15 protein-coding genes are annotated in these 16,514 nt (G+C 70.8%); 8 read left to right on the forward strand and 7 right to left on the reverse strand.

Features of this window, described 5'->3' with window-relative positions; translation table 11 throughout:
* Nucleotide 1: 1 nt before the first annotated feature.
* Together paaK and ACH54P_RS21200 are read left to right on the forward strand one after the other, a co-directional pair.
* Complete coding sequence (gene paaK, locus ACH54P_RS21195; RefSeq protein ID WP_489915314.1) at nt 2-1,279, forward strand: phenylacetate--CoA ligase PaaK; 1,278 nt, start codon at nt 2-4, stop codon at nt 1,277-1,279.
* Nucleotides 1,276-1,869, forward strand: a complete 594-nt coding sequence (locus ACH54P_RS21200; RefSeq protein WP_489915316.1) for a TetR/AcrR family transcriptional regulator — start codon at nt 1,276-1,278, stop codon at nt 1,867-1,869. The genes paaK and ACH54P_RS21200 overlap by 4 nt, the downstream gene beginning before the upstream one ends.
* 4 nt (nt 1,870-1,873) lie before the next feature.
* On the opposite strand, the gene ACH54P_RS21205 is transcribed toward ACH54P_RS21200, so the two are convergent.
* Entirely contained in the window at nt 1,874-2,185 is a 312-nt protein-coding gene (locus ACH54P_RS21205; protein WP_489915318.1) for a hypothetical protein, read from the reverse strand.
* A gap of 194 nt (nt 2,186-2,379) precedes the next feature.
* On the opposite strand from ACH54P_RS21205, the gene ACH54P_RS21210 reads away from it, so the two are divergent.
* The gene (locus ACH54P_RS21210) at nt 2,380-3,051 is read left to right on the forward strand and encodes a TetR/AcrR family transcriptional regulator (RefSeq protein WP_489915320.1); all 672 of its coding nucleotides are present in this window, start codon (nt 2,380-2,382) and stop codon (nt 3,049-3,051) included.
* Here ACH54P_RS21210 and ACH54P_RS21215 read toward each other — a convergent pair.
* Nucleotides 2,972-4,027 (reverse strand): AraC family transcriptional regulator, encoded by a 1,056-nt coding sequence (locus ACH54P_RS21215; protein ID WP_489915322.1) that lies wholly within the window; start codon nt 4,025-4,027, stop codon nt 2,972-2,974. The two genes, ACH54P_RS21210 and ACH54P_RS21215, sit on opposite strands and share 80 nt — an antisense overlap.
* A gap of 78 nt (nt 4,028-4,105) precedes the next feature.
* Here ACH54P_RS21215 and ACH54P_RS21220 point away from each other — a divergent pair, with 78 nt between their 5' ends.
* The 4 genes from ACH54P_RS21220 to ACH54P_RS21235 all read left to right on the forward strand — a co-directional run bounded on the left by ACH54P_RS21220 (nt 4,106) and on the right by ACH54P_RS21235 (nt 8,883).
* Nucleotides 4,106-5,203, forward strand: a complete 1,098-nt coding sequence (locus tag ACH54P_RS21220) for a winged helix DNA-binding domain-containing protein (protein ID WP_489915324.1) — start codon at nt 4,106-4,108, stop codon at nt 5,201-5,203.
* 77 nt (nt 5,204-5,280) lie between these two features.
* Nucleotides 5,281-6,744, forward strand: coding sequence for a flavin-containing monooxygenase (locus ACH54P_RS21225; protein ID WP_489915326.1), 1,464 nt, complete (start codon nt 5,281-5,283; stop codon nt 6,742-6,744).
* The gene (locus ACH54P_RS21230) at nt 6,744-8,402 is read left to right on the forward strand and encodes a GMC oxidoreductase (protein ID WP_489915328.1); all 1,659 of its coding nucleotides are present in this window, start codon (nt 6,744-6,746) and stop codon (nt 8,400-8,402) included. The genes ACH54P_RS21225 and ACH54P_RS21230 overlap by 1 nt, the downstream gene beginning before the upstream one ends.
* 40 nt (nt 8,403-8,442) lie before the next feature.
* The gene (locus ACH54P_RS21235) at nt 8,443-8,883 is read left to right on the forward strand and encodes a barstar family protein (RefSeq protein ID WP_489915330.1); all 441 of its coding nucleotides are present in this window, start codon (nt 8,443-8,445) and stop codon (nt 8,881-8,883) included.
* 55 nt (nt 8,884-8,938) lie between these two features.
* Here ACH54P_RS21235 and ACH54P_RS21240 read toward each other — a convergent pair whose 3' ends face one another.
* The gene (locus ACH54P_RS21240) at nt 8,939-10,417 is read right to left on the reverse strand and encodes a chitinase (RefSeq protein ID WP_489915332.1); all 1,479 of its coding nucleotides are present in this window, start codon (nt 10,415-10,417) and stop codon (nt 8,939-8,941) included.
* Nucleotides 10,418-10,574: 157 nt separating this feature from the next.
* Between ACH54P_RS21240 and ACH54P_RS21245 the strand changes: the two genes are divergently transcribed.
* Complete coding sequence (locus ACH54P_RS21245; protein WP_489915334.1) at nt 10,575-12,947, forward strand: Tex family protein; 2,373 nt, start codon at nt 10,575-10,577, stop codon at nt 12,945-12,947.
* A 74-nt stretch (nt 12,948-13,021) separates the two neighbouring features.
* Here the strand turns inward: ACH54P_RS21245 and ACH54P_RS21250 are convergent, their stop codons facing one another.
* The 4 genes from ACH54P_RS21250 to ACH54P_RS21265 all read right to left on the reverse strand — a co-directional run bounded on the left by ACH54P_RS21250 (nt 13,022) and on the right by ACH54P_RS21265 (nt 16,443).
* Complete coding sequence (locus ACH54P_RS21250) at nt 13,022-13,435, reverse strand: hypothetical protein (RefSeq protein ID WP_489915336.1); 414 nt, start codon at nt 13,433-13,435, stop codon at nt 13,022-13,024.
* Between the two features lie 88 nt (nt 13,436-13,523).
* Nucleotides 13,524-14,294: a 2-keto-4-pentenoate hydratase gene (locus tag ACH54P_RS21255; protein ID WP_489915338.1), complete on the reverse strand. Its 771-nt coding sequence runs from the start codon at nt 14,292-14,294 to the stop codon at nt 13,524-13,526.
* Entirely contained in the window at nt 14,291-14,737 is a 447-nt protein-coding gene (locus ACH54P_RS21260) for a nitroreductase family deazaflavin-dependent oxidoreductase (RefSeq protein ID WP_489915340.1), read from the reverse strand. The genes ACH54P_RS21255 and ACH54P_RS21260 overlap by 4 nt, the downstream gene beginning before the upstream one ends.
* Entirely contained in the window at nt 14,737-16,443 is a 1,707-nt protein-coding gene (locus tag ACH54P_RS21265; RefSeq protein ID WP_489915342.1) for an acyl-CoA dehydrogenase family protein, read from the reverse strand. Before ACH54P_RS21265 ends, ACH54P_RS21260 begins: the two co-directional genes overlap by 1 nt.
* Nucleotides 16,444-16,514 lie beyond the last annotated feature (71 nt).

Consider the following 16,514-nt stretch of genomic DNA (forward strand, 5'->3'; position numbering starts at 1 on the left):
CATGATCGAGGCGAACATCGGCGCGGACGAGCTGGCCGCCCTCCAGCTGGAACGTCTGCAGTGGACGCTCCGGCACGCGTACGCGAACGTGCCCGCCTACACGCGGAAGTTCGACGAGGCCGGCGTCCACCCGGACGACTGCAAGGAACTCGCCGACCTGGCGAAGTTCCCGTTCACCACCAAGCAGGACCTGCGCGAGAACTACCCCTTCGGGATGTTCGCGGTGCCGCAGGACCAGGTGCGGCGCATCCACGCCTCCAGCGGCACCACCGGCAAGGCCACCGTCGTCGGGTACACCGAGCAGGACATCGACACCTGGGCGACGGTGATGGCCCGCTCGATCCACGCCGCGGGCGGCCGGCCGGGGCACAAGGTGCACGTCGCCTACGGTTACGGCCTGTTCACGGGCGGGCTCGGCGCGCACTACGGCGCGGAGAAGCTGGGCTGCACGGTGATCCCGGCCTCGGGCGGCATGACGGCGCGGCAGGTGCAGCTGATCACCGACTTCCGGCCCGAGATCATCATGGTGACGCCGTCGTACATGCTGACGCTGCTCGACGAGTTCGAGCGCCAGGGCGTCGACCCGCGGGCCAGCTCGCTCAAGGTCGGCATCTTCGGCGCCGAACCGTGGACCGAGCAGATGCGCGCCGAGATCGAGGAGCGGTTCGCGCTCGACGCCGTCGACATCTACGGGCTGTCCGAGGTGATGGGCCCGGGGGTCGCGCAGGAGTGCGTCGAGACGAAGGACGGCCTGCACATCTGGGAGGACCACTTCTACCCCGAGGTGATCGACCCGTACAGCGAAGAGGTGCTGGGCGGCGGCGAAACCGGTGAGCTGGTGTTCACGTCGCTGACCAAGCAGGCGCTGCCGATCATCCGCTACCGCACCCGCGACCTGACCGAGCTGAACCCGGGGACCGCGCGCCCGGCGTTCCGGCGGATGGCCAAGGTCACCGGCCGCACCGACGACCTGATCATCCTGCGCGGGGTCAACGTCTTCCCGACGCAGATCGAGGAGATCGTGCTGCGGACGGCCGGGCTGAGCCCGCACTTCCAGCTCGTCCGGTCCACGCGCGGCCGGCTCGACCACCTGACCGTGCGGGTCGAGGCGCGCCACGACGCCGTCGCCGCGGACCGGGAGCGCGCGGCGGCCGAACTGGTCACCGGGGTCAAGGACGGCGTCGGGGTCACCGTCTCCGTGGACGTCGTCGACCCGGACACCCTCGAGCGGTCGATGGGCAAGATGCGGCGGATCGTCGACCAGCGGGAGAAGGCGTGACGGCGCCGCGGCGCGGACGCCCGGGCTACGACCTCGAATCACTGCTGCAGGTGGCGGTGAAGCTGTTCAACGAGCGCGGCTACGACGGCACGAGCATGGAGGACCTCTCCCGCAAGCTCGGCATCACGAAGTCGGCGATCTACCACCACGTGCCCAGCAAGGAAGAGCTGCTGCGGCTGTCGGTCGACCGGGCCCTCGACGGGCTCTTCGAGGTCGCGTCGGAGACGGAGCAGCTCGACGGGCGCGCGATCGACCGGCTGGAGCACCTGGTGCGCGGCAGCGTGCTGGTGCTCGCCGACCGGCTGCCGTTCGTGACGCTGCTGCTGCGCGTGCGCGGCAACACGAAGGTGGAGCGGGTGGCGCTGGCCCGGCGGCGCGAGTTCGACCGGCTGGTGACCGACCTGGTGAAGCAGGCCGAAGCGGAGGGCGACATCCGCCCGGACGTCGACCCGTCGGTGACGGCGCGCCTGATCTTCGGCATGGTCAACTCGCTGATCGAGTGGTACAAGCCGCGGCGGGGCTCGGCGGCGACCGAGGTGGCGGACGCGGTGTGCAAGGTGGCCTTCGAGGGCCTCCGCACCGGGTCGTGAACGGTCACTCCTCGGCGTTCTGCGGCGGGCGGCCCGCCTGCCACAGCAGGGCTTCGCGCAGCTGCTCGATGAGCCGTTCGTCGTCCGCTTCGGACGGGTCGACGCCGAGCGGGATCCAGCGCTCGGAAACCTTCGAACCCTGGTCGAAGCTGGTGATCACGATGCCGGAGTAGGACAGCGACGCCTCGTCCGCGCAGTCGCCGTCCGGCAGCGGTTCGTCCGCTTCGAAACCGTCGTCGAAGCTGACGTGGCGATGCTGCAGGCGGACGCTCACCCAGCGCCCGGCCGGCCGGGTCGGCGCGCCTTCTTCGTTCATCGTGCTCCTGCCCCCGGTCGCGGGTCTCTGCCGTCTCGTCGCATCCGGGTCCCGAGTAGTTACCGGCGGGTTGTTCCGGTTGCATAACGGCAAAGGTTGGCGCGAAACACCCGTGGCCCGCCACCGGAGCCACTCTTTTGACGACGGGTCAACTACTTGTTGACAGCGTGCCGCTCCCCCGCGAGGCTGAGCGCATGACGAGTGGGACCCGGCCCCGGCGCCGCCGGCTCGAGCCTGCCGAACGGCGTGCGGAGATCCTCGCCGCCGCCCGGCACCTGTTCGGCGCCGGCAGCTACGCGTCGGTGTCCACTTCGGACATCGCCGAAGCCGCCGGCGTGGCCCGCCCGCTGATCAACCACTACTTCGGCGGCAAGCGCGAGCTGTACCTGGAAGTGGTGCGGCAGCTGATGATCGTGCCGGCGCCGGTCACCGAGGCGCTGCCGGACACCACGATGGAGCAGCGGCTCGCGATCGGCGTCGAGCGGTGGATCGAGGTCGTGGACCGCAACCGCGACGCGTGGCTGACCGTGATCGGGCCGGAGTCGGCCGGCCGCGACCCGGAGATCGAGCGGATCATGCTGGAGGCCGACGAGATCGCCGCCGACCGGGTCCTGGAGGCCGCGCTGATGACCGGCGTGACCGAAGGCCGCGAAGAGCTGCGCGCGATGATCCGGTCGTTCGGCGGGATGCTGCGGGCGGCGTCGCGCGAATGGCTGATCCGCGGCACGCTGGACCGCGCGGCGCTGCGCACGTTCCTCACCGATTCGATCCTCAACCTGCTGAAGCTCACCTACCCGGCGGTGCTTGCCGAGCGGCGCGGAACCGACGGGCGAACGCCGCCGGCGTCATCCCGGTCCAGCGCTTGAACGCGTAGATGAAGCTCGACGCCTCGGCGTACCCGAGCCGGTAGGCGACGTCCTCGACGGACAGCACGCCCAAGTCGAGCAGCTCTTCGGCGAGCGCTTGGCGGACCTCGTCGACCAGCGCGCGGTAGCTGGTGCCCGCTTCGGTCAGCCGCCGGCGGAGCGTGCGCGTGCTGAGCGTCAGCTGGCGGGCGATCTCGTCCATCCCGGCGTCGACGCCCCCGAGCCGCACCAGGCGTTCCCGGACCTGCTGGGAGATCCCCGAACGCTGCCGCTTGCGCGCGACGAGCGCTTCGCACTGCGCGGCGCAGAGCGCGACGGTCTGCTCGTTGGCCTGCGGCAGCGGCCGGGTCAGCAGCGCCGGGTCGAGCGTGGCGCGGCAGGCGTCGGCGCCGAACCGGGGCCGCAGCCCGAACGTCGTCTCGTAGGGGCCCACCGGGGACGGCCCGTGCCGGAAGCTCAGGTCGTCCAGCGCGATGTCCGGCAGCAGGTCGCGCATGACCGTGAAGATCGCGGCGAGGTCGCGCAGCACGAGGAACCGGGCGACGTCGGCGGGCACGCGGCTGTCGTCGAGCTCCATGGTCAGGCGGTCGCCGTCGACCACGACGTGCGGGATGCAGAAGGCGAAGCTCAGGTCGAAGTAGCGCAGCGCGAACAGCATCGCGTCGCGCAGCGTCGGGCTGCTGATGCAGGCGAAGCCGAAGATGCCGAAGGTGGTGACGCGGTAGCGGCGCCCGAGGTCCAGCGCCGTCGCGTCGGAACCGTCCAGTTCGGCCAGCGCGCGGACGACGGCCAGCTCCTGACGCGCGTCGACCTGCACCGCCGGGTCGGCGAGGAGTTCGGGGGACAGCGTCGTCGCGGCGAGCAGCTTTCCGGCGGGCAGGCCACGATCGGCGGCGAACCGGGTCATCAGCTCGATGCTCGCGGTGCCGCGCGGGAAGTCCCAGTCCCCGACAGCGGGCGCGGCGAGCTCGGCCATGGCCGGAAGTATGGATCACGGGCTTTCGCCGTGCAATCGAGGACCGGAACTGTCCTGGGTGATCGTTAGGGTGACGGCGTGGAGACCTTGAGCCGGCGGGCGTTGAACCGCGCGACGCTGGAGCGGCAGCTGTTGCTGCGCCGCGCGAAGATGTCCGCCTACGACGCGGTGGAGCACCTGGCCGGGCTCCAGGCGCAGGCGCCGTTCCCGCCGTACTACGCGCTGTGGTCGCGGCTGCACGGGTTCCGGCCGTCGGAGCTGGCGGAGCTGCTGGAGAGCCGGCGGGTGGTGCGGATCGCGCTGATGCGCGGCACGGTGCACCTGGTGACGGCGGCGGACGCGCTCGCGTGGCGGCCGGTGGTGCAGGTGCTGTACGACCGCGACCTGAAGACGAACACCCAGCACGCCCGCGAACTGGCCGGGTTGGACCACGCCGCGATCGCCTCGGCGGCGCGGGACCTGCTCGCGCGGTCGGCGTTGTCCAGCACGGCGCTGGGTGCCGAGCTCGCGCGGAGCTGGCCGGACGTCGCGACGGCGTCCCTGACGCACCTGGCCCGGGCGCGGCTGCCGCTCGTCCAGACCCCGCCGCGGGCGATCTGGGGCAAGGCCGGGCAGACGACGTACGCGTGCCTGGACGAGTGGGTGGGTTCGCCGCTCCCCCCGCCGTCGCCCGCGTCCTTGATCTCGCGGTACCTGCGGGCGTTCGGGCCGGCGTCGGTCGCGGACGTCCAGGCGTGGGCGGGCATCACGCGGCTGGGCGAGGTGGCCGCGGAGATGGACCTGCGGCGCTACCGCGACCCGGACGGCCGCGAGCTGCTGGACCTGCCGGAGCTGACGCTGCCGGACGAGGACGTCCCGGCGCCGCCGCGGCTGCTGGGACCGTTCGACCAGATGATCCTGTCGTACGCGGACCGCACGCGGGTGATCTCCGACGACTACCGCAAGCGCGTGATCACCCAGAACGGGCTGGTCAAGGGCACGCTGCTGGTGGGCGGGCAGGTGCGCGGGTTCTGGGAGCTGCGGAAGGACCGCAAGGCGGCGGCCGTGGAGCTTTCGCCGTTCGAGAAGCTGCCGAAGAAGGACCTGGCGGCGGTGGAGAGCGCAGCCGGTCAGCTGCTGAAGTGGGCGGAGCCGGCCGCGGAGACCCATGAGGTGCGGGTGCTTCCGGTGACCTGAACCGCTGGCCGGAATTCTCGATCGAGTGACCGTTCGTGTCCTGTTGTCACAGGCCCCGGATGCGTAGCTTTTCCAGCATGAGTAGTTCGGCGAAGGGGCCGTCGGTGCTGATCGTGGGCACCGGTTTCGGCGGCATCGGGACGGCGATCGAGCTGAAGCGCGCCGGGTTCTCCGACTTCACGATCCTGGAGAGCGCGGCCGAGCCCGGCGGGGTGTGGCGGGACAACACCTATCCGGGCGCCGCGTGCGACATCCCGTCGCCGCTCTACTCCTTCTCCTTCGAGCCGAACCCGCGCTGGCCGAAGCGGTTCTCGCACCAGCCGGACATCCTGGCCTACCTGCGGCGCGTCATCGCGAAGTACGGTCTCGAGCCGCACATCCGGTACCGCACCGAGGTCACCGGGGCCGCGTTCGACGAAGCCGCCGGCATCTGGCGCGTCGAAACGCAGAGCGGCGAGACGTACGAGGCGAACGTCTTCGTCCCCGCCGTCGGCCAGCTGTCGCGGCCGGTGCTGCCCGACATCCCGAACCGGGAGAGCTTCACCGGCGACGCGTTCCACTCGGCGCGCTGGGACCACGGTGTCGAGCTGGCCGGCAAGCGCGTCGCCGTCATCGGGACCGGGGCCAGCGCCGTCCAGTTCGTGCCCGAGCTGCGCAAGCGCGCGAAGCACGTCACAGTCTTCCAGCGGACCCCGCCGTACGTCATGGCGAAGTCCGATCCGAGCTACCGGCGGTGGCAGCACTGGCTGTTCGAGCACCTGCCGGCCACGCAGCTGCTCGGCCGGCTGCGGATCTTCCTGCTCGCCGAGTACGCGACATACGCGATGACGAAGCACCCTCTCCTGGCGAAGATGTTCGAACTGCGGACGGCGCAGCTGCGCCGGCGTCACATCAAGGACCCGGAGCTGCGCGCGAAGCTGAAGCCGGCCTATCCCCTGGGCTGCAAGCGGATCCTGTTCACCAACGACTACCTGCCCGCGCTGGCGCAGCCGAACGTCGACGTCGAAACGCGGCGGATCTCTTCGATCACCTCGCGCGGCGTGCGCGTCGAGGACGGGACCGAACTCGAGGCGGACGTCCTGGTCTACGGCACCGGGTTCGCCGCGACGGACTTCCTCGGCCGGCTGAAGGTGCTCGGCCTCGGCGGCCGCTCGCTGCAGGACGCGTGGTCCGGCGGCGCGCGGGCGTACCTGGGCATCACCGTGCCCGGCTTCCCGAACATGTTCTGCGTCTACGGGCCCAACACGAACCTCGGCGCCGGGTCCATCATCTACATGATCGAGCGCCAGGCGCGCTACATCCGGCAGGCGGTGGAACAGCTCGCGCGCCCCGGCGTGTCCTATGTGGACGTCAAGCCGGAGGTCGAGGAGCGCTACGACGCCGAGGTCCAGCGGCGGCTGGGCCGGAGCGTGTGGAGCGCGTGCACGAGCTGGTACCGGCAGGCCGACGGCCGGGGGACGACCAACTGGCCGGGCCTGGTCACCGAGTACGACCGCCGGACCCGGCGGCTCGAGGTCGCGGACTACCGGGTGGTGGCTTGATGGACTACGACGTCCTCGTGATCGGGTCCGGGTTCGGCGGCAGCGTCACGGCGCTGCGGCTGACGGAGAAGGGCTACCGCGTCGGCGTTCTGGAGACCGGCCGCCGGTTCGCCGACGACGAGTTCGCGAAGACGTCGTGGCGGCTGCGGAAGTACCTGTGGGCGCCCCGGCTCGGGTGCTTCGGCATCCAGCGGCTGACCCTGCTGAAGAACACGTTCGTGATGAGCGGCGCCGGCGTCGGCGGGGGTTCGCTGGTGTACGCGAACACGCTGTACGAGCCGCCGGACGGGTTCTACGCCGACCCGCAGTGGGCGCACATCACGGACTGGAAGGACGAGCTGGCGCCGTACTACGACCAGGCCAAGCGGATGCTCGGCGTGGTCGAGAACCCGGCGACGACGGCCGCGGACCGCGTGCTGCGCGACGTCGCCGAGGACATGGGCATCGGGCACACGTACCGCCGCACCCCGGTCGGCGTCTACTTCGGACAGTCCGGGGTGGACCCGTTCTTCGGCGGCGCAGGTCCGCTGCGGTCGTCCTGCACGCTGTGCGGCGAGTGCATGACCGGCTGCCGGGTCGGGGCGAAGAACACGACTGTGAAGAACTACCTGTACCTGGCGGAGAAGGCGGGTGCGGTGGTGCACCCGCTGACGACCGCGGTGTCGGTGCGGCCGATCCCCGGTGGGTACGCCGTGGACACGGTGCGCACCGGACGCCGGGGCCGCCGGACGTTCACCGCGACCCAGGTGGTGTTCTCGGCCGCCGCTCTGGGGACGCAGCGGCTGCTGCACCGGATGCGGGACACGGGGACGCTTCCTCTTTTGTCACCCCGGCTGGGTTTGCTGGCCCGGACGAACTCCGAGGCCGTGCTGGCGGCGCGATCGCTGCGAAAGGACACGGACTACACGCGCGGCGTCGCGATCACGTCGTCGATCCACCCGGACGCGGTGACGCACGTGGAGCCGGTGCGGTACGGGCGCGGCAGCAACTTCATGGGCCTGCTGACGACGGTGCTGGTGGACGCGCAGACCGGGCGTCGCCGCTGGGTGCTGGGGGTGCGCGAGCTCTGGCGCCGGCGGCGTGACCTGGTGCGCCTGCACAACCCGCGGCACTGGTCGGAGCGGATGATCGGGCTGCTGGTGATGCAGACGCTCGACAACTCCGTGACGACGTACACGAAACGCGGGCTCTTCGGCCGCCGGATGACGACCCGCCAGGGGGCGGGAGAGCCGTCGCCGTCCTGGATCCCGGCGGGCCACGAGGTGACGCGCCGGGTGGCGGAGAAGATCGGCGGGCTGCCGCAGGGAGCGTGGACGGACCTGGCGAACATCCCGATCACCGGCCACTTCATCGGCGGCTGCACGATCGGGGACTCGGCTTCGTCGGGGGTGATCGATCCCTACCAGCGGGTGTACGGGTACCCGGGGCTGCACGTGGTGGACGGGTCGGCGATCTCGGCGAACCTGGGGGTGAATCCTTCGCTGACGATCACTGCCCAGGCCGAGCGGGCGATGGCGTTCTGGCCGAACCGGGGCGAGGTGGATCCGCGGCCGGAGCTGGGTGCCGAGTACCGGCGGGTGACGCCGGTGGCGCCGAAGAACCCGGTGGTGCCTGCGGCGGCGCCGGGCGCCCTGCGGCTGCCGTTGACCCCTCGCTAACGCACTCGCGCGACCACGGCAGCCGGGCGAGAATGCTCCCATGTGGACAAGATCCGGTATCACCGTCCTGTCCCCGGACCAGGAGATCGCGGTGGCGGACGCCCTCCCGCCGCAAGGCGTGGTCGCCGTCGCCCGGATCGACGGTGCCGACGCCGGGAGCGAGGGCGAGCTGTTCGGCCAGTTCTCGGACGCGCTGCGCTTCCCGGCGTACTTCGGCTGGAACTGGGACGCGCTTTCCGACTGCCTGCGCGACCTGAACTGGCTGCCGGCGGACCGGTACCTGGTCGTCATCGAGGAGCCGATGCGGCTCCTGTCCGGTGACGCGGAAGGCCGGCGGACCCTCTTCGCGATCCTCGGACGGGCCGCACGCGAATGGGCCAGCCCCCTGGGCAAGCCGCGGAATGCCGGTATCCCATTCCAGACCGTCCTGCTCGCCGACGAAGCCAACGCCGGGCAGCTGCGGACCGAGCTGCGCGGCTAGAACGCGAAAAGGCCCTCCCGGACCGCGCTCCCGGGAGGGCCTCTTCAGCGCACGGTTACGGCAGGCCCGCGAGGCCGGCCGAGACCGTGTTGGCGAACGCGTACCCCTGCGACGCGTCCCAGTTGATCGACCACGTCATCGCGCCGCGGATGGCCGGGTACGTCGTCGAGGGCTTGAACGATCCGCACGACGTTCCGCGGGCCAGGCAGTTCAGCGCCGACACCGTGTTCGACGGTGCCTGGTAGCCGCCGCCTGCGGCCTGGGGGGATGCCGGGAGGCCCAGGCCGACCTGGTCGGCGCGGAGACCGCCCTGCAGCTGGATGCAGGCCAGTGCCGTCAGGAAGTCGACCGTGCCCTGCGCGTAGACGTTGCCGTTGCAGCCGTTCATCGAACCCGAGTTGTAGTACTGCATGTTGACGATCGTCAGAATGTCCTTGATGTTCAGCGCGAGCTGGAAGTAGCCGCCGGCCGTGGACTGCATGTCGATCGTCTGCGGCGCCATCGTGATGACCTTGCCGCCGCCGTTGTGGATGCTGCGCAGCGCCTGGCCCATGTACGTGGCGTTGATGCCGTTTTCGAGGTCGATGTCGACGCCGTCGAAGCCGTAGTTCGCGATCAGCGACTTGATCGAGTTGGCGAAGTTGGTCGCCGACGAAGAGTCGCTGACGCTGATCGTGCCGTTCTGGCCGCCGACGGAGATGATCACCTTCTGGCCGCGCGCCTGGACCGTCTTCACGTCGGCCTTGAACTGCGCGTCCGTGTAGCCGCCGAGCTGCGAGGACAGGCCCGAGTCGAGCGTGAAGCCCACCGCGCCCGGCGTGCCCGTGGCGTCCGCGAACGACACGGCGATGATGTTGTACTTCGTCGGGACGTCGGCCAGCTTCAGCGCCTTCGCGCCGTTGTAGAAGTTCTGCCAGTAGCCGGTCAGGACGTGCTTCGGCAGGTCACCCTGCGTGGGCGGCGGCGTGGTCGTCGTCGGCGGCGTGGTGGTGGTGGTCGGCGGGGTCGTGGTGGTGGGCGGCGTCGTCGGTGTCGTCGTCGGCGGGGTGCCCGGGCCGTCGAGGCTGACGTCGTCGGCGTAGTACGTCGGCTGGCCGTACCAGCCGTGCAGGTACACCGTCAGCGACGTGCTCGAGCCGGTCGTGAAGCTCAGCGACAGCTGCGCGTAGCCGCTGGTGCCCGGTGTCCACGTGCTGGCGCTCGCGGAACCGGAAACGCCCAGGTAGACGTAGCTGCCCTGGACCCAGGCCGACAGCTTGTACGCCGTGTTCGGCGAGACGGTGAGCGTCTGCGAGCACTGCGCGTTGTCCGACGACGTCGGCGTCGCGCTCAGGGCGCGGCTCCCGCTGTGCACGGGGGTGCTCACGGCGGTCGGCACGGCGGTGCACGTCCAGCCCGTGGTGCCGGCCTCGAAGCCGGGGTTGGCCAGGATGTTCGCGGCCGAAGCGCTGCCGGCGAGCACGAACGTCACGCCGAGACTGAGCGTGACCACGGAAAGCAGGGAAAGCAGGGCGAGCCGGACCTTGGGGACCACGGGCGACCTCCACGACGGTGGTGAGGCAGGTCACCACAAAATGGACTAGACCAATCTCGTTGTCAAGGAGGTCGATGGCAGCCCCATCCGAAAGTCGGGGTGGCCGGAACGGCAGAATGTGAGGATCCGATCCAGGGCTAAGCGGGAGCGTGGTGCAGTGAGCTTGTCGGTCGAGCAGAAGATCGCCGAAGAACTGGGCGTGCGCGAAGGGCAGGTCAAGGCCGCCGTCGAGCTGCTCGACGGCGGTTCGACCGTGCCGTTCATCGCGCGTTACCGCAAGGAAGTCACCGGCATGCTCGACGACGCGCAGCTGCGCACGCTCGAGGAACGGCTCCGCTACCTGCGGGAACTCGACGAGCGGCGGCTCGCCGTGCTCGAGTCCATCCGGAGCCAGGGCAAGCTCGACGACGCCCTCGAGGCCCAGATCCTGGCCGCGGACACGAAGTCGCGGCTCGAGGACATCTACCTCCCGTACAAGCCGAAGCGCCGCACGAAGGCCATGATCGCGCGCGAAGCGGGTCTCGAACCGCTGGCCGACGGCCTGCTGAACGACCCGTCGACCGATCCGCAGGCCGCCGCCGCCGTGTTCGTCGACGCCGACAAGGGCGTCGCGGACGCCCAAGCCGCCCTCGACGGCGCCCGCGCGATCCTCGTCGAGCGCTTCGCCGAGGACGCCGACCTCATCGGCGAGCTGCGCGAGAAGATGTGGGGCCAGGGTCACCTGGTGGCGAAGGTCCGGGCGGGCAAGGAGGAGGAAGGGGCGAAGTTCTCCGACTACTTCGACTTCTCCGAGCCGTTCACCAAGCTCCCCTCGCACCGCATCCTCGCGATGCTGCGCGGCGAGAAGGAGGAGGTCCTCGACCTGACGATGGCGCCCGAGGAGCCCTCGGACGAGCCCCAGGTCGGGCCCACCGAATACGAGCACCGCATCGCGGCGAAGTTCGGCATCACGCAGCAGGGCCGCCCGGGCGACAAGTGGCTCGGCGACACCGTGCGCTGGGCGTGGCGCACCAAGATCCTCCTGCACCTGGGCATCGACCTGCGGATGCGGCTGCGCCAGGCCGCCGAGGACGACGCCGTGCGCGTGTTCGCGTCCAACCTGCGCGACCTGCTGCTCGCGGCGCCCGCCGGCACCCGCGCCACGATGGGTCTCGACCCGGGCTTCCGCACCGGCGTCAAGGTGGCCGTGGTGGACGCGACCGGCAAGGTCGTCGACACCCACGTCATCTACCCGCACCAGCCGGCCAACAAGTGGGACCAGTCGATCGCCGAGCTCGCGGCGCTCTGCGCCCGGCACAAGGTGGAGCTGATCTCGATCGGCAACGGCACGGCGTCGCGCGAGACCGACAAGCTCGCCATCGAGCTGATCAAGAAGCACCCGGAGCTGAAGCTGACGAAGGCCGTCGTATCGGAGGCGGGCGCTTCGGTGTACTCGGCGTCGGCGTTCGCCTCGCAGGAACTGCCCAACATGGACGTCTCGCTGCGGGGCGCGGTCTCCATCGCGCGGCGCCTGCAGGACCCGCTGGCCGAGCTGGTGAAGATCGACCCGAAGTCGATCGGCGTCGGGCAGTACCAGCACGACCTGTCCGAGGTTTCGCTGTCGCGCTCGCTCGACGCGGTGGTCGAGGACTGCGTGAACGCCGTCGGCGTCGACGTCAACACCGCGTCCGCGCCGCTGCTGACCCGCGTCTCGGGCATCACGACGGGGCTGGCCGAGAACATCGTCTCCCACCGCGACACGAACGGGCCGTTCCGCTCGCGCATGGCGCTGAAGGAGGTCGCGCGGCTCGGGCCGAAGGCGTTCGAGCAGTGCGCGGGCTTCCTGCGCATCCCGGACGGCGACAACCCGCTGGACTCGTCGGCGGTGCACCCGGAGGCGTACCCGGTGGTGCGGCGGATCCTCTCGTCGACCGGGACCGACCTGCGCACCCTGATCGGCAACACGCGGGCGCTGACGGCGCTTCGCCCGGCCGATTTCGTCGACGACACGTTCGGTCTCCCGACGGTGACGGACATCCTGTCCGAGCTGGACAAGCCGGGCCGCGACCCCCGACCGGCCTTCAAGACGGCGACGTTCGCCGAGGGCGTGGACAAGATCTCCGACCTGAAGCCGGGCATGCGGCTCGAGGGTGTCGTGACGAACGTGGCGGCGTTCGGTGCGTTCATCGACGTGGGCGTGCACCAGGACGGCCTGGCCCACGTTTCGGCGCTGTCGAAGAACTTCGTGAAGGACCCGCGCGAGGTGGTGAAGCCCGGGGACATCGTGAAGGTGAAGGTGCTGGAGGTCGACGTGCCGCGGAAGCGGATCTCGCTGACGCTTCGGCTGGACGATGAGCCGGGCGCCGGGTCTTCGCGCGGCGGCGAGCGCCGGGATCGCGGTCAAGGTGGCGGCGGCGGTGGTCAGCGTCGCGGTGGCGGTGGCGGTGGTGACCGGCGCGGCGGCGGTGGCGGCGGGGGCGGCCGGGGTGGCAACTCCGCGGCCAGCGGCTCGATGGCGGAGGCGCTTCGGCGGGCCGGGTTCGGCAAGTAGGCGTTGGCGGTTCGTGAAGGCCACCTCGAGGGAGTCCTCAGGGTGGCCTTCACGGCGTTCTGCACCCAGCTCTGTCAGCGGAGCGCGAACAGGCCCACCGCGAACAGGGCCACCGGGACCACCGCCGCCGCCGAGCTGATCAGCCAGGTCCCCTGGCGCCAGCCCACCGGCGAGGAGTCGAGGACCATCCGGCGGACCAGCGCCGCCTCGACGACCGCCGTCAGCAGGAACCCGAGGCCGACGCTGAAGACCGCCGCCGCGCCGACGAAGAGCAGGCCGGACGTCGACGCCGCGGCCAGCGGAGCCGCGACCTCCCACCGCACCAGGCCCGCGGCCGCCGCGAGCAGGGCCAGCAGCAGCACGAACGCGACGAGGAAGCCGATCCGCGCGGTCGTCTGGTGCTGGGCGCGGGTGAAGAGCCAGAACCCCGCGTCGAGCCCCGCGACGGCCACGGCGAGCACGAGGAACCCGGCACGGATCGTCAGCACCCGATCACCCTAGCGAGGATCCGCCCGGGCCATGACCGCGGTGACGTGGCCTGCCGCGCTCGCCCACGGGCCGAGGACAGCCGCGGAATCACCCTTCCCCCGCGAACCGCACTTCCACGCTGCCCAGCGCGCCGAAGTCCGCCACGACGTGGCCGCCGGCGTGGATCGGGCACGGCGGGGTGGCCGTCCCGGTCGTCACGACGTCGCCCGGGCGGAGCCGGAGGCCGTGGCGGGGCAGCTCCATCGCCAGCCAGTGCAGCGCCAGCCGCGGGTCGCCGAGGACCAGGCTGCCGCTGCCGCGCGCGAACTCCTCGCCGTCCGCGTGCAGGACGACCGGCTGCCGCGGCAGGTCGAGGTCGCGCCACCGCGGCACCGCCCGCCCTTCGACGAACCGGCCCGCGCACGCGGCGTCGGCCAGCAGCTGCGGGCCGCCCGCGTGCTGGTGGTCGGTGTAGCGGCTGTCCGGCAGCTCCACCGCGAGGAACATCGTGTCGACCGCGTCGAGCACCGCGGTCAGCGACGGCGACAGGCCGGGGTCGGCCTTGAGCCGGAAGGCGAACTCGGGCTCGGCGACGCCCATGGTCATGGTGTCGGCGGGCACCGGCTCGCCCTCGGCGTGGCGGAACCGCTCGAACATCGCGCCCGGCAACGGACCGGGGACGTCGAGGTACTGCCGGGCGTACGCGGTCGTCGCGGCGATCTTCCAGCCGGACACCGGCCCGGCGAGCCCGGCCAGTGCCGTCTGCGCGGCCATGCCCTCGGCGAGGTCGTGCGGGCGGGCGCCGTCCGGCAGACCGTCCAGGCGTTTCCCGGTCTGCCACGCGTCCCAGATCAGCTGCGCCGCCCGCTCTCGGTTCACGCCCGTGATCTTGCCAACCGGAACACCGGGTGTCGATTGGCTTCCGCCGCGAAGGCCTCGGCGGGGTCGCCGAGCTTCGCGTCGAAGAACGGCGCCGTGACCGGGATCCTGCGAACGTACGCGCGCAGCACCGGGCCGGCCGTGGCGGCGTCCGCCTCCTCGACCTCCCACGTCTCGCGCGTGCGGCCGCGCCACAGCCGGGCGGTGGCGTCGGCGCGCAGGTTGTGCACCCAGCCGACCTGCCCGTACGGCGAGACGAGCCACCGGTCGCCGCCGATCTCGAGGACGTTGACCGGTGTCGTCCGGTCGACACCGCTCTTCCGCCCGCGCGTGGTCAGCAGGAAGCCGGTGCTGCCCGTGATCGGGATCCCGCGTGCCAGCAACGCGTTCACCACCACGTTGGCCGCTTTCCGGGTCACGCCCAGCCGGTACTTGCGCGCCATCACGGCTGCATGGCGTAGACGCCGGACAAGGCGCGCACCCGCGCCCAGACGTTCTCGAAGCGCTCGGCGTCGACCACCGGCTTGCGCAGCGCGGCCAGCGCGATCGCCTGCTGGGCCTCGGTCGAGCTCGCCTTGCCGTTGAGGTCCACGGCCGCGGCGCTGAAGTCCTGCACCAGCACCGCGAAGATCTGGTCGACAACCTCTTCGTCGAGTCCGGTGATCCGCGCCTGCTCCAGGACCAGCTGGCCGTAGACGATCAGCGTGAACAGCTCGGTCAGCGCGAGCCCGAAGTCGAGGTCGGCCTGCTGCGCCTCGTCCGGCGCCGCCTCGGTGAGCAGCTTGACCAGGTAACCGGCCTGCTCGGTGAACAGGGCGACGTTCGGGATGTGCGCCGCTTCGGCGTAGGCGGTCTTCCAGTCGTGGAACCGGATCTTCGACAGGCCGCGCGCCGGGCCCTGGCGGAAGAGGAACTCGTCGTCCGCGGCGTCGGTGCGGGTCGGGACCGGGGCGTACTCCTGCGGCGCGAACAGGTACGCGGGCATGAACTTCGCGATCAGCGCGAGGTTGACCGCCACCGTGCCTTCGAGCTTCGGCAGGCCGTCGATGTCGTTCTTGGACATCGCCAGGTAGGTGTCCGCCTCGAAGCCCTTGGCGGCCACGACGTCGGCGACCAGGCCGATCACCTTCTGCGCCTCGGTCGTCACCTTCATCTTGGTGATCGGGTTGAACAGCAGGTAGCGGCGGTCGTCCGGGTGCGCGCTGCGGAAGTAGTCGACGGCGCGGTCGGAGAACAGCTTCATCGCGGTCAGCCGCGCGTAGGCCTCGACGAACTCGCGGCGGACGTGCGGGAAGTCGGTGACGGGCTTGCCGTACAGGACGCGGTTGTGCGCGTGCGTGATGGCTTCGTACAGCGAGTGCGTCGCCATGCCGATACCGCCGAAGCAGAGGTTGAACTTGCCGATGTTGACCGTGTTCAGCGCGGCGCTGAAGGCCTCGGCGCCGACGTGGAGGATGTCGTCGGCGTGCACCGGGTAGTCCTCGAGCCGGAACTCGGCGACGTACATCTGCGACGGCACGACGTTCTTGACGACGTGGTAGTTCGGGTGCTCGGAGTCGGCGTAGAAGAAGACGTACTGGTCCGGGCCCTCGACGCCGTCGATGCGGCCGAAGACCGACACCGTGCGCGCGCAGTTGCCGTTGCCGATGTAGTACTTGGAGCCGGTCGCGCGGTAGCCGTCGCCGTCCTTGGTGAGCACCATGTCGGACGAGTAGATGTCGGCGCCGTGGTCCTTTTCGGACAGTCCGAACGCGCCGACGCCGCCGGCGTCGAGGGCGGCCGCCGCGCGCTCGCGGGCGGCGGCGTTGCCGCTCTGCCACACCGGGCCGAGGCCGAGGATCGTGACCTGCCACGGGTACCAGTAGTTGAGGCCGTAGAACCCGAGGATTTCCGACAGCGCGGCGACGCGGCTGGTGTCCCAGCGCTTGTCCGGGTTGCCGCCGGCGTTCGCGGCCGGGGTCAGGAAGGTCGAGAACAGGCCTTCCTTGCCCGCGAACTCGAGGAAGTCCGCGTAGAAGGCGCGGGCGTGGTAGTCCTCGGTCAGCTTCGCCTTGCCGCGCTGTTCGAACCAGTCGATGGTGGCCCGCAGCAGCCGGCGCGTTTCGGCGTCGAAGTGGCCCGGGTCGTACTCGTGCGGGTTCAGCAGCATGGCGCTCCTCCTTGATTACCGACCGGTAACTTAGCAAGGCGGTCCGAGTGCGGGCAATCTCACTGGGGGTA

It is taken from the genome of Amycolatopsis sp. N2S4-7 (assembly GCF_058119595.1).